Origin of the sequence: Parabacteroides distasonis ATCC 8503 (genome assembly GCF_000012845.1) — a bacterium.
GTDB lineage: Bacteria > Bacteroidota > Bacteroidia > Bacteroidales > Tannerellaceae > Parabacteroides > Parabacteroides distasonis.
In genome coordinates, this window is the sequence record NC_009615.1 from 3,128,248 (window position 1) to 3,141,192 (window position 12,945).

General features: G+C 42.5%; 9 protein-coding genes. 6 read left to right on the plus strand and 3 right to left on the minus strand.

Going from position 1 to position 12,945, the window contains the following annotated elements:
• The first annotated feature begins 114 nt into the window (after positions 1–114).
• From BDI_RS13230 to BDI_RS13240, 3 genes are read left to right on the plus strand one after another with little or no spacing between them, the layout of a single operon-like run.
• Complete coding sequence (locus tag BDI_RS13230; protein ID WP_005861078.1) at positions 115–342, plus strand: DUF4492 domain-containing protein; 228 nt, start codon at positions 115–117, stop codon at positions 340–342.
• A gap of 13 nt (positions 343–355) precedes the next feature.
• Positions 356–1,912 carry a cytochrome ubiquinol oxidase subunit I gene (locus tag BDI_RS13235; RefSeq protein WP_011966930.1) on the plus strand — a complete coding sequence of 519 codons (1,557 nt, stop codon included), beginning with the start codon at positions 356–358 and terminating at the stop codon, positions 1,910–1,912.
• A gap of 40 nt (positions 1,913–1,952) precedes the next feature.
• Positions 1,953–3,104 carry a cytochrome d ubiquinol oxidase subunit II gene (locus BDI_RS13240; protein ID WP_005861074.1) on the plus strand — a complete coding sequence of 384 codons (1,152 nt, stop codon included), beginning with the start codon at positions 1,953–1,955 and terminating at the stop codon, positions 3,102–3,104.
• 122 nt (positions 3,105–3,226) lie between these two features.
• Here BDI_RS13240 and BDI_RS13245 read toward each other — a convergent pair whose 3' ends face one another.
• Positions 3,227–4,822, minus strand: coding sequence for a M28 family peptidase (locus tag BDI_RS13245; protein ID WP_011966931.1), 1,596 nt, complete (start codon positions 4,820–4,822; stop codon positions 3,227–3,229).
• A gap of 324 nt (positions 4,823–5,146) precedes the next feature.
• Between BDI_RS13245 and BDI_RS13250 the strand changes: the two genes are divergently transcribed.
• Positions 5,147–6,061 carry a ribonuclease Z gene (locus BDI_RS13250; RefSeq protein ID WP_008780650.1) on the plus strand — a complete coding sequence of 305 codons (915 nt, stop codon included), beginning with the start codon at positions 5,147–5,149 and terminating at the stop codon, positions 6,059–6,061.
• A gap of 86 nt (positions 6,062–6,147) precedes the next feature.
• Positions 6,148–6,468 (plus strand): T9SS type A sorting domain-containing protein, encoded by a 321-nt coding sequence (locus tag BDI_RS13255; protein WP_041525588.1) that lies wholly within the window; start codon positions 6,148–6,150, stop codon positions 6,466–6,468.
• A gap of 218 nt (positions 6,469–6,686) precedes the next feature.
• On the opposite strand, the gene BDI_RS13260 is transcribed toward BDI_RS13255, so the two are convergent.
• Positions 6,687–9,962: a DUF6383 domain-containing protein gene (locus tag BDI_RS13260; protein ID WP_011966933.1), complete on the minus strand. Its 3,276-nt coding sequence runs from the start codon at positions 9,960–9,962 to the stop codon at positions 6,687–6,689.
• A 1,375-nt stretch (positions 9,963–11,337) separates the two neighbouring features.
• On the opposite strand from BDI_RS13260, the gene BDI_RS13265 reads away from it, so the two are divergent.
• Positions 11,338–12,255, plus strand: coding sequence for an Rpn family recombination-promoting nuclease/putative transposase (locus tag BDI_RS13265; RefSeq protein ID WP_011966934.1), 918 nt, complete (start codon positions 11,338–11,340; stop codon positions 12,253–12,255).
• A gap of 93 nt (positions 12,256–12,348) precedes the next feature.
• On the opposite strand, the gene BDI_RS13270 is transcribed toward BDI_RS13265, so the two are convergent.
• On the minus strand, positions 12,349–12,930 hold the full coding sequence (locus BDI_RS13270; RefSeq protein ID WP_005861059.1) for a DUF3109 family protein: 582 nt from the start codon (positions 12,928–12,930) through the stop codon (positions 12,349–12,351).
• Positions 12,931–12,945 lie beyond the last annotated feature (15 nt).

Genomic DNA, 12,945 nt, shown 5'->3' on the forward strand with positions numbered 1-12,945 from the left:
CATAAATATTATCTATAGGATTGGGGGTAATTTATTAACGCGGTTTGGATATATTTGTAAAAACATGAAAACATATTCATATTAACAACTGTTATCTTAAATGAGAACAACTATATGAAAAAAGAATCTGCATTCATACGAATATATCGCTTTTATCTGGAAGGATTCCGGGAGATGAAGCTGGGCAAGACTCTTTGGCTAATAATTCTAGTCAAATTGTTTATCATGTTTTTTATCCTGAGATTATTCTTCTTTCCTAATTATCTCGGGCAATTCGATAGCGATAGTGAGAAGGAGAACCACGTATCGAACGAACTCATACAACGGGCAATAAATCCTTAAAACATTAATAAATATGATTGAAAACATTGACACTTCATTGATCGATTGGTCGAGGGCCCAATTTGCCCTTACGGCCATGTATCATTGGCTCTTCGTGCCACTAACACTAGGACTTGGCGTTATCCAAGCTATTATGGAGACGATTTATTATCGGACAGGTAATGAGGCATGGAAAAAGACCGCCCAATTTTGGATGAAATTATTCGGTATCAATTTCGCTATCGGTGTCGCTACGGGATTGATCCTCGAGTTCGAGTTTGGAACCAACTGGTCTAACTATAGTTGGTTTGTAGGGGATATCTTCGGGGCACCTTTGGCTATCGAGGGAATTCTCGCCTTCTTTATGGAAGCCACCTTTATCGCTGTTATGTTTTTTGGTTGGGACAAAGTTAGCAAACGCTTCCATCTCGCCTCCACTTGGCTGACGATTATCGGCGCTACTCTTTCCGCCCTCTGGATCTTGATCGCTAACGCATGGATGCAATATCCGGTCGGTATGCATTTCAATCCGGATACGGTCCGTAACGAGATGTTCGATTTCTGGGCCGTAGCTTTATCGCCTGTCGCCATTAATAAGTTTTTCCATACGGTATTGTCCGGTTGGATCGTAGGCGCCTTGTTCGTACTAGGAATCAGCTGCTGGTATTTATTAAAGAAACGGAATACCGAATTCGCTTTGTCAAGTATCAAGGTCAGCGCTATATTCGGGTTGGTAGCCTCCATCCTTATTATCTGGACGGGTGATGGCTCCGCTTACCAAGTCGCTCAAAAGCAGCCGATGAAACTAGCCGCCATGGAAGGTCTTTATGAGGGTGGCAACGGAGTAGGACTCGTAGGTATCGGCATCTTAAATCCGGCAAAGACGAGTTATCTGGATAACCAGAACGCATTTATTTTTGACATTAAGTTCCCAAAACTCCTCTCCTTCTTAGCAGAACGTGACATCAACGCATACGTTCCGGGTATCGTAAACTTGATAGAGGGAGGCTATACGACCAATAAGGGAACGGTAGCGCTCTCCGCCAAAGAAAAAATTGAGAAAGGTAAAGCCGCTATCAAAGCGTTAGCTGATTATCGTAAAGCGGTCAAAGATAAAGATACCGCAGCCGCCGGGCAATACAGGGTAACTTTGGAAGAAAATTTCCCCTATTTCGGATATGGTTATATTAAGGATCCGGCAGAGTTAATCCCGCATGTAGGATTGACATTCTATTCTTTCCGTGTGATGGTGATCCTTGGTTGTTTCTTCATCTTACTATTCATTATTACGTTGATATGGGATAAAAAAGGGAAAATCGCTAATACACGTTGGTTGCAATACGTGGGCCTATGGTCTATACCTTTAGGATATATAGCGGGACAAGCCGGTTGGATCGTAGCGGAGGTAGGACGTCAACCTTGGGCTATACAGGATATCTTGCCGACCAGCGCTTCGATATCCAAGTTAAACCCGTCCTCGGTACAGACCACTTTCTACCTGTTCCTTATCTTATTTACGATCCTGCTGATCGCAGAGATTGGAATCATGGTTAAGGCCATCAAGAAAGGGCCGGAAGCTGCCGCCCACTAATTTTCAATTTTCAAATATCAATTCTTAATTAGAAAGTCCTATGGATAGTACATATATATTGTTACAACATTACTGGTGGTTTCTGGTATCTCTACTGGGAGCGCTATTAGTATTCCTTCTTTTTGTACAAGGAGGCCAATCTCTACTCTTCACTATCGGCAAGACGGAGATACAGCAAAAAATGTTATTGAACTCGACCGGGCGTAAGTGGGAGTTTACTTTCACTACGTTGGTCACTTTCGGAGGTGCTTTCTTCGCCTCTTTCCCTTTATTTTATTCCACAAGCTTCGGCGGAGCCTATTGGGTATGGATGCTGATCTTGCTTTGCTTCGTGATACAAGCTGTATCTTACGAGTATCAAGCGAAAAAAGGCAACCTACTCGGGAAAAAGACGTATCAAGTATTTCTTATGATCAATGGTATAGCAGGTCCGATCTTACTCGGAACCGCTGTAGCGACCTTCTTTAACGGCGCTGAATTTATTGTTAACAAAGAACAGTTGACTGATGTAGCCATGCCCGTCATTTCCACGTGGGCCAATCCTTGGCATGGATTAGAGGCGGCTTTGGTATTTTGGAATTTGTGCCTAGGACTGGCAGTTTTCTTCTTGGCACGAGCTCTGGCCCTACTCTATTTTATCAACAATATTGATGATCCGGAGATTGTCGCTAAAAGCCGGAAACAATTGATACCGGAGACAATCTTGTTCCTCGTCTTTTTCTTGACATTCTTGATCCGTTTATTGTTGGTGGACGGTTTTGCCGTAAATCCGGATACCGGAGAAGTATTTATGCAACCGTATAAGTATTTTATGAACCTGATCGAGATGCCAATCGTGTTAGCCGTATTATTGATTGGCGTGGTTGGCGTGCTATTCGGCATAGGGAAAACGATATTCTCGAAGACTTGGAGAAAAGGCATCTGGTTCGCGGGAGCAGGGACTGTCTTGACCGTATTAGCTTTATTACTTTGCGCAGGATGGAATAATACGGCTTACTACCCATCTTTGGCGGATCTACAAAGTTCATTGACGATCCAGAATAGTTGCTCAAGCCCATTCACGTTGAAAGTAATGAGCTATGTATCTATTCTCGTCCCATTCGTATTAGCCTACATTTTCTATGCTTGGAGAGCGCTTGATCTACATAAGATCAATAGTAAGGAAATGCAAGAAGGAGGTCATACCTATTAAATAATGTGCAAATTAAATAATATGCCAATGTGCCAATATGTCAATGTCCAGTGAGAATACAAGTGATAGTATCTTAATTGACAGATTAGCATATTGGCATATTGCTACATTGGCACATTAATTTATTGCCTTTGGAAGTCCGCCTCTTTTGTCCACTTAGGCATCTCATCATTGTTGGCGATAACTAAACCGATACTAAACATTAAGTTCATATCTTCCATAGCCCCATCAAAATCCCACCAAGATTCATCATACTCATCATTCGGTTGGTGATACCGGTAAACTTTCGGTTTAGCCTCATGGCGTGCTTTATCCACGTAATCCTTACCGCCACCAACTAAAATCGTAGGTACGCCTTTTTTCACGAAATTAAAATGATCGGAACGGAAATAACCACCCGCAGGATCTTCGGTAATAACCTTCACGGTCCGTCCTTGTGCCGAGGCCATAGCGATCACCAAGGCATCCGTATCCGTCTTACCCGCAGCCCGGAGAGAAACATCATGGGTACGCTCACGCGGAGCCGTGCCGTCAAAGTTCAAGTTAATAGCCGTTTTAGATAAAGGGAACAAAGGATGCTCACAATAGTACTGAGAACCTAATAAGCCACATTCCTCGGAAGTCACCGCCACGAATACGATGGAACGACGGGGATGAACAGGCAATGATTGATATTTCTTAGCTAATAACATTAAGGTTGCCACGCCCGAAGCATTATCGCTAGCGCCATTATAGATACTGTCCCCATCTATCGGCGTGCCGATCCCAAAATGATCCCAGTGAGCGGTAAAAACCAAGTATTCGTCTTTCAGGTCCGTGCCCGGTAAAACAGCCGCCACGTTATGAGACTCGCCTACAGTCATCTTTACATTTAATATAACCTTACTTTTCGCCTTCATCGTAAAACTCTTGAAACCCGGTTTCTTCGCCGCGGCAATCGTCTCATCAAAATTCAATCCGCTAAGGGCGAACATTTTCTTGCAAGCCTCCTCCGAGAGCCATCCCTTCATGCCCAAAGCTTCCGCATTCATTGTCTCCGAGCAAAGAGCGATATTTGTCTGCACGTGAGAAGCCTGACAGACCTTCCAACCATACGAAGCGGCCGCCTCGTTATGAAGAACCAATAAACCTGCGGCACCTTGGCGTTGCGCCTCCTCGAACTTATAAGTCCAACGGCCATAATAAGTCATGTTCTTTCCACGGAACAAAGACGTATCATAAAAACCGGGATCATTCACCATAGCGATAACGATTTTCCCCTTCACGTCTACATTCGCATAATCGTTCCATCCATATTCCGGCGCATTAATGCCAAACCCACAGAACACATAGTCCGTAGTAGGGATAACTACCTGCTCAGTTCCCCGGTTCGTCCAAACGACAATATCATCCGAGAACTTCAAATCCATAGACCCTTTCGCGCATTTCACCGTGATCTTATCCTTTACCGGACGGGTAAAAGTAGATATTTCCTTCACCGGCTGGAAATAACTATCGCCATTAGCAGGTTGAAGACCTAGTTTCTTAAATTCATCAGCGATGTAATGGATTGTTTTCGTCTCATACTCGGTCAAAGGCTTACGCCCTCCGAACTCATCCGAGCCTAAAGTCTTTACTCGTTCCTTGAAAAAAGCCAAATCTTCCTCATAACTCTGGGCCATAACAGATACGCCCATAGCGAGCATCAGAAGAAAAACAGAGATAAAATTCTTGTTCATAATCGTAGATTGTTAAATGACATAATTTATTAGATATAGGTATTTAGATTTCAAATTAACAATAAAAAAAGGAAACGGCGAAGCTCACGCTTGGCCGTTTCTACATTTAACCGTTTTAAACAAAAAGAAAAAGTTAGTTAAGGCTTAGAAAAAAATATCTTAAGTCTATTTACCGACTGTATATTCGCTTTCCCGAAGGACAGCAAACAAATATATGGAATCCACCTCATCCTGCATACATTACACTTTGTTTTTTTGTTATTTTTCACAGAACAGAAATGCTTTTGTATTATCTTTGCACTCAATTATTCCCATAGACAACAAATGGCTGATTTTGATATAAACATATTGGGATGCGGTTCCGCATTGCCCACGACACGCCATCTGGCGACCTCTCAAATAGTAGATTTACGAGATAAACTATACATGATCGACTGCGGGGAAGGCACGCAAGTGCAAATGCGTCGTATGCGTATAAAATTCAGTCGTTTAAATCATATCTTCATCTCCCACCTACACGGAGATCATTGCTTCGGGCTACCGGGATTGATCTCTACATTAGGTATGCTAGGACGTAACGGAGAATTGGTTATTCATGGGCCGAAAGAGATCGAGAGCTATATGCGTCCGGTACTTGATATCTTTTGCAAAGGGTTGCCTTATGAGATCCGTTTTAACTTAATCGACCCGACAACTCATTCGTTGGTTATGGAAGATCGCTCCTTAAGCGTTTATTCCATTCCGTTAAAGCACCGGATACCCTGTTGTGGCTATTTGTTCGCCGAGAAAGCCAAAGAAGCGCATATCATCCGGGAGATGACGGATTTCTATCAGGTTCCCGTCCGTATGATGCAAGAGATCAAAAGGGGCGCTGATTTCGTCACCCCGGAAGGAGAGGTAATCCCGAATGCCCGCTTAACCCGCCCTGCCGTCGCTCCCAAACGGTATGCTTATTGCTCGGATACAGCTTTTCACCCATCTATAATCCCCATCATTGAAGGGGTGGATTTATTATACCACGAGGCGACTTTCGCTGAATGTGACGCCGCACGTGCGAAAGAGACCTTCCACTCTACCGCCCGCCAAGCGGCCGAGATTGCTTATAAAGCCCAAGTGAAGCGATTGGTTATCGGTCATTACTCGGCTCGTTACGAGGATATGGCACCGTTAAAGAAAGAAGCAGACAAGATATTTCCCGGCACGATCTTAGGAGAGGAAGGTATGAGGCTTAGCGTATAATCATACATCCGTTTTACGAAATAAAGCTAATTACTTTCTAATATGCAGAAAACTTTCTACATTTGTACGAATTTAGGGACAAGTAAATGAAGCTTATACATATCATCGCTTTGGCACTTGCATTCTCCGCAAGTTATCCGGTTTACGCACAAGCTAATAAATCGGGAGTCAAAACATTTGCTTCTAGGCAAGAAGATCCCTATCCTATCGAAATCACAGCCTACGAGAATCGCATCAAGGTAGAGAACGCTCCTGTCGGGAGTATCTTGGAAATCTACAGTGTCGTAGGTATCAAGGTGAAAGAAATCGAAGTCAAGCAGTCCACCGCCGAATATGTCGTAGATATCGCAAAGGGATATTATATCATCCGCATTGGCGATACGGTACGCAAGGTGGCGATACGATAAATAAAAGCCCCATAGGATAATCCTACGGGGCTTGTTTTTTGATCCGCTTTCTCTTCTCACGAGGATACCTGCGGAAGAACTTTTAATTACTTTAGTATTAATATACCACGTGTTCACCCGTCACGGGATACTTTTTTATTGCGGCATAGTTATTTAATTATATATATTACATAAAGGCGGGTCTCCCCGCCTCTATTCGTTTAGTCTATCAGTTAGTCTTATTTTACGACTACCTTAACTGCTTCCTCACCGTCAACAGCTACGGCTACGATACCAGCCGGTACAGCGATTGTAGCGTTGTCAGAAGTAAGAACTGTCTCAGCGACAACCTTACCTAAGATGTTAGTGATAACTACAGACTTGCCAGCAGCACCTTGAACAGTTACTGTACCGTTACCAGCGATTACAGAAACTCCTTCAACATTGTTGATGTTATCGTTAGATGTTACCATATCATCATCTTCAGTCTTAGAATATGCGTTGAATACCAATGCTCCATCACCACCAGTCTTAGCGGCACCAAATGTAGAGCTAGCATCTGTCAATACCAAGCAGCCATTGTGCATCTTCAACCATGCGGCAGCTTCATTAGGAGCGATAGCTTTTGCCAAATCACCCTTGATAGTCTGATATTGATTATCACCATCTGTTCCTGTTGCATATACGTTAGACTCGATCAAGAATGAGTTGTTCTCACCCTCTTTACCATCTACATAAGCTAAAGCAGCCTTATCCGGATTTACATAACGGAATGACCAAGTTACGTTCTTATGCTTGTCTCCAGACAATACGTTGATGAATTTCGGATAATCTTTCTTATAAACAGCCATAATAGACTCGATTCCCTCATTCTTCAATTGATCAGCAGTCATAGCTTTGTACTTACCTGTCAAAACGATCAAGGTATCACCATATTGAACGGCAGGAACGAAACCTACACGAGTATAGCTACTGTTTGAAACTGCTTTCGTATTGAACAAGTACGGGTTAAGAGCTTCCTTGCGAGCAGCAACAGCGGCAGCAGAGTCTGAGTAGTTAACCAAATACTTACCATAGATGAATGCTGGAGTCTTCACATGAACAGCATGTACACATTGATATGGATCTTCTGTAACTTGACCATCAGCAGTGATATGCTTGCCTGTCTCAGTACAAGGAATGATCTTCTCACCCTCGATCAACTCACGATAAGCGGATACCAAGTATTGAGGTTTAACCTTACCTGCGCCACGAGTTAACCATGCTGTGTCAATACGGAAAGCCAACTTACCATCAGCCTTACCCTCACTCCAGATACCAGCGTAATCAACATCCTTGTTCAACAAGGCACCATTATGCTCATCCATCAAATATTCACCACGGATAGTTTCCTTGAACATCAAGCTATCAGCTGAATTATCAACGTTCTCACCAAGAAGTTCATTATTGAATTGACGATACAACGGAGTCTCGTCCGGAGCGATAGCGAATGCGGAAGTACGAGTCTCACCCATTACCTGAGCTTTCAAAGTAGCGGAAGCATCATAATCGGAAACACCTGCTTTATGAGTGCTGATAGCACCTGCGGAAGTAGCCTCAAGGATAGCATAGTAATGGTTACCCTCAATATGGTTGTTCTCCTTGAAGTAAACAGAGTCATTCGTAGTATTAGGATAATACTTACTCAATTTATACTTAGACTCTACCGCTACGTTATGATTACGGAAAGTAGTCTCACCATTAGTAATGATATACATCGTTCTTACCGGTCTCACCAAGCCAGGGATACGACCCGTGATCTTCTTGTCCGCATTACCGGAAACCTCCTCAGAAGGATTATAGCCATAAGCATGTTCTTTGTAAGAAGACTTAAGAGTGAACGCTTTCTTACCCTCTAACACATTCATCGTAGAATCCTTAACACCGATAAATTTATCAGATGCGTACGGATGCCAGTAGTTGAAAGTATATTTGTTCGTGATCAACTCATCATTAGTCAGATGCTTATAACCCACATACTTATCAGTATAGATTTCTTTAGCGACTGGGATAAATTCCAAAGAGTCACCAAAACTAGCAGCATACATATAAGTAGCCCCCGCATTTTTATTCAATTGGAGAGTCGCATCAGCAGCCGTACCGTCATTATACTCACGGTTATACAAATCTACAGCAGAAACCTTATTCTTATCTGTTACGTTCTTCTTCAACACAACCCATTGATAAGCAGGCATATGAGTAGCATCTTGAATATCCAAAGTCACCCACTCGTATTTACTAGATGCAGATTCATTATAAAGCGGAGCAGCATAGTACTTACCAGTCTTAGCATTTCTGATTACATAAACACCATCATCAACAGTTGTCTTTGTAGTAGGCAAAACTTTGCAACCTGCGAAACCTAACTCAATCTTAGTATTTTGAGCCGCATCTACCGTCAAGATACGAACCTTGTCTTTCAGCAACTCTTGCAAAGAGATATGCTGATTTTGCATAGCTGTAGTAGCAGTAACATCTTTCCAATACGTCTCACTTGTTTTTAACAAAGATTGTTTAACCTGAATCTCCAAGCTGTCATTTGAAGGCCAATATGTAAACATAAATTTATATTGGTCTGATAAATCTGTAGCATTGATAGAATCTTTCGGAGTAGCATGATTCTTAGTACCAGTCTTATAAGTATCCTTTAAGTTGCTCCAGTTATAAGCCAAGAACTTAGCTCCACCCACAGCATTCGTATAAGCAGTATCTACGTACAAGTAAGAAGAGTCGGCTCTCAATACATGGAAATAATTAGCAGTTCCAGAAGCTTCAACCGTGAACTTCTTCTCGGTAAAGTAGTTTACCGCTCCATCTCCTAATACATCCGGAGTAAACTTCAATGTGATACCAGCTTTCTTATCTTGGGTACCAAAGATCGTATTCAATTCATCAGCACCTGAGACAACGATCGAAGCGGCCTCTACCAACTCAAATTCAGTGAAACCAGCGGCAGTAATACCAGCTGTAGTAGCTATAGTTTTAACCATTTCTACATCGCCACTAGTATTCACCTTCAAACCGATTACAGAGTCATTCGTGAAATAAGAATAGAGAACGGATTTCTCCACACCATTCTTAAATACAGGAGAGAATTTCCAACCGGAAAGATCACCACCGACAACAGCAGGTACAGCAGCTAACGGAGCCGCCGCCTTACCTTTGATCGTGCTGATCTCAAGACCTAAAAACTTTCCGATCTTGTTCGTGAAATCATACTTAGGATTCTGTCCTTGATTCTCGGCATCAACCGTTACACACCACATTGTACCTCCTAAATTTGCGGAAGAGTGAGAAACCATTTTGATTTCATCTTCGTGAGTCGTGGAATTTTCGGTAATACTCAAGAAAGCAGAACCTGCCTTAAGCTGATAAAGACCGTTATTCGCTCCTTGATTCAGCTTAACAGCACCATTAGCCGTCACCGCACCCAGAAGCGCAGCACCAGCCAAAAGAGTAGAAAACTTTTTGTTCATAATTCTAAAATTAATATTAATACTAGTGTTTATTAAGATAATCAGCTCATTACGTCATCGTATCGATTGCCTTGTCATTCAAAAACGACTAGTTTAAACGAAGGTTTTAATCTTGCGTTTTATAAGGGGTAAATAGAAAGGTTTGTTGAAGGAATCGCTTGTTTCGTAAAGGATAACCTATCCTATTGATAAGAAAGAGAATAAGCAGTAAAAAAATAGCCCGGAAGGGTTGCAAGTATCGAAGAAACGCGTACCTTTGCAAATGACTAAAAGAATCGTTCGTTTAAACTAGTCGTTTCCATACTCCAGATATCATTTCAATCTATTATTCATCAACTTTTATAGTATAGCATTAATAATGTACAGGCGTACATTAATATTATATTAAACAAGTCATCCGGAATTTACGGATTGTCATTATGACACTTTGTAAATTAAAGCCCTTGAGAATCGAATTTTCCGGGAGATTATACATATAGTTCCGTAAAACGAGAAAAAATATTCGCAAGTAGTTATTCCATAATAAGATAACGGAATACGCCCTTTCATTCTGGCGAAAATTATTCATCCTAATTCATATTCTTAAGGCTAAAACCTATAATTCATCCGTATGTGAAGGCTATTTCTATCGTATGCGATAGGGATTACTACCGTATGTATCACCTAATACATACGGTTATGTCGGCTAAAACATACGGTTGCGTCGGCTAACGCATATATTCGCGTGGGCAAACACCACCTTTCTCACCGGAAAAGCGACCTTTTACCTATAAATAAGAGACAAAAAGGCCCTTTTCACCTATTTCTTCTCTCTGGTTAGACTTCTCCAAAGAAGAGGTATGTCAAACAAACAGCCTTGTTTCGCGCAAACTGTCATGATTATCGCCGCTTCGCTTACCATCCATCCGCGAGGGCTATAACAGAATAATCGACATAGAAAAGCCCCGCAGGATAACTGAACCGCATCCCAAAGCCACTGAGAAGACCTTGTTGGTTCCGGTATAAAAAGGCTTTCCAAGTGATTAGTTATTCACTTCCCAAGCCGTCAGTTATTCACTTCAACAGCCAATGAGAGGGCCCGTTTCTTGGTTATCTGGGCCTGTACAGGCACATGTTTCCCGTATTTTCAAATAAGCTATGGCTTACATTTGACGCGGAAAGCCTCATTAACCCACCTTTAGCTTTAAGGCTGTATCCTTTATGCGTTCACTATATCTCGTCTTCACTCAAACTACACAAGATATTTCCGAAAAAAAGACGTACGTGTTTTTTTAAAGCCTAAATGAATGCCCCATATAATAAAAATCGTATCTTTATCGCCAAAGATGGAAAAGAGCCATCTATATCCTATTAATCACTAAAACCTATAAACACTATGGGAAAATTTATCAACCCCTTCACCGATTTCGGCTTCAAGCACATATTCGGCAGGGAAATGGACAAGGACATTTTAATCGAGTTCCTGAATGACCTCCTCGAAGGGGAGTATACTATCATGGACCTGAGGATCATGAACAATGAGCGATTGCCCGAGACAGAGCAAGGAAGGAAGGTCATCTTCGATATCCATTGCGAGACCGACAAGGGCGAACGGATCATAATCGAGATGCAGAACAGGGAACAGCCCCACTTCAAGGACAGGGCCTTATACTACCTCTCGCACTCGGTGGTGGAACAGGGGATAAAGGGAACATGGGACTATGAGCTGGCGGCTGTGTACGGCGTCTTCTTCTTGAACTTCACGCTCGACGAAGAGAACGGGCCAGACAAAAACGGGAAGGAGGGTAAATTCCGAAGGGACATCATATTGGCGGACCGGGAGAACGGACAGGTATTCAACCCCAAGTTCCGCCAGATCTATATTGAGCTTCCTCGATTCAACAAAGAGGAGGAAGAATGCGAGACAGATTTTGAACGTTGGATTTATGTACTAAAGCATATGGATACATTAGACAGAATGCCTTTCAAGGCACGCAAGGCCATATTCGAGCGGTTGGAACGCATCGGATCCATGGCGAACCTCACCCCCAAACAACGAGCGCAGTACGAGGCGGAGTGGAAGATGTATAATGATTATTATAACACCTTGGACTTCGCCGTTGAGAAAGGCATGAAAAAAGGGATGGAAGAAGGCATGGAAAAAGGATTGCAAAAAGGATTACAAGAAGGATTGCAAGAAGGACTGCAAAAAGGGAAAGAATCTACGGCACGTAATATGAAAGCCGAGGGAATAACCCCTCTTATCATCCAAAAATGCACCGGCCTTTCCCTTGAGGAAATAGAGCGACTATAAAACAAAATCCCTTCAGCCTCCATCCGTTTTTAACGTATAGTTATCAAAGGAAGAGACTGAAGGGATTTTTTATATTTATAAACGACCTAAAAGCTACTCCTCACGCTGCTTTTTCCATTCCTCCGCACACTCTTCCAAGGCCTTATACCAAGCCTGGCCGAACTTACGGATCAAGGGCTCCTTGAGGAACTTATAAACCGGCAATTGCTCTTTCTTTCCTAAGATCTCCGCTGCCTTACAAACGCTCCAGCGATGATAGTTCACGGCCTTGAAATCCCGATACTGAGTGACACGTATCGGGTAAAGATGGCAAGAAACAGGCTTATAGAAATCTGTCTTACCTTCCCGGTATGCTTTCTCGATAGCGCATTTACAAGTACCATCGGCGTCGTAACAGGTAAAGACACAATCTTTGCCGTTCACGATAGAGGTAACCGTATCGCCTTCCTCATCGATATAAGCTACGCCTTGCTTATGAATGACCTCTTGAGCTTTCGGGGATAAATCATCCCAAATGATGGGTAATACTTTCTGGAGCTTCGCCAACTCCGAATCCTCTAATGGAGCGCCGGAATCTCCTTCCACGCAGCACTCCCCCTTACATTTGGAAAGATCACATAAAAAATAACGCTCAATAACGTCAAGACTTACTAAAGTGTCATCTATCTGGATCATAAGATGCGCCTAGCT